The sequence below is a fragment of the Pseudoduganella rivuli genome, from assembly GCF_009674485.1.
GTDB lineage: Bacteria > Pseudomonadota > Gammaproteobacteria > Burkholderiales > Burkholderiaceae_D > Rugamonas > Rugamonas rivuli_B.
Genome location: NZ_WKJJ01000059.1, coordinates 1 through 1,079, shown reverse-complemented (window position 1 = coordinate 1,079; position 1,079 = coordinate 1). Strand labels below are relative to the sequence as shown.

The window sequence follows — 1,079 nt, the reverse complement described above, 5'->3', positions numbered from 1 at the left end:
AGCATGGAGCCTACCAATTGATAGGCAGGGCGCCGGGCCGTTTCAAAAGCGATGATTTCTCCGTTGTATAGGTCCATGACGGGGGACAAGTAGAGCTTGTCCCCGGCGACGTTAAACTCCGTCACATCCGTCACCAACTTCTCCATGGGCTTCTTAGCATCGAATTGCCGCTGCAGCACATTGGCGGCGGCTTGTCCCACTTCGCCCTTGTAAGAGCGGTACTTCCTGGGGCGTACCAATGACTTGAGCCCGAGCAGGGTCATCAGGCGCTGCACCAGCTTGTGGTTCACCTGCTGCCCCAAATTTCGTAAGGCGAGCGTGATACGCCGATATCCATAGCGCCCTTGATGGCGGGCGAAAATCGACTGGATTTGCTGCTTCAAGGCTTGGTGCTTGTCTTCTGCCTGCGAGAGCTTCAGCTGATAGTAAAAAGTGCTACGCGCCAGACCGGCCAGCTTGAGCAATCCCGCTAGCGGGAAGTGCCGCCTTAGTTCATCGACTACTTGCGTTTTTTGCGCGCAATCGCCCGCTGCTTCTGCTGCGTCTGAACTAAGGCATCGAGCTTTTTTAAGTAGGCATTCTCCATGCGTAGATGACTCACCTCAGCGAGCAACTCCTCGCGGGTACGGGTGTCATCATCAACGGGGAGCGGTGGCTTGGGCGACTGGGAGTCCGGCATCGTTTTGGGACGGCCACGCTGACGCGGCCTTAAAGCATCTATACCCCCGCTATGATAACAGCGCTCCCAGTTGGAAATGTGCCCGGGACTGCGGATATCGAAAGCGGCAGCCGTTTGCTTATAGGATAGCTCCCGGGCCCACATATGCTGCAGAACCGCAAGCTTTTGTGCCGCACTGTAGGTGGCAGACCTCCTTTTCAAGCCTGCCTCTCCATGCGCTTCGTACAGCCTCACCCATAGCCTGACCATGGAATTACATAGGCCTCGTTGGTTTGCGATGGCTTTGAAGCCCATGTCGCCAGCCAAGTATTGCTGGACCACATCCAGTTTGAATTGCTCTGAGTACTTCGCCAATGAAAAACCCCAAAAGTTGATGTCCAACTTTTGGGGTTCAGTTCAG

General features: G+C 55.2%; 1 pseudogene. It reads right to left on the bottom strand.

From position 1 onward, the window contains the following. Window positions 1-1,033: pseudogene (locus GJ700_RS35825) on the bottom strand (IS3 family transposase); the annotation flags it as partial. Window positions 1,034-1,079: the final 46 nt, after the last annotated feature.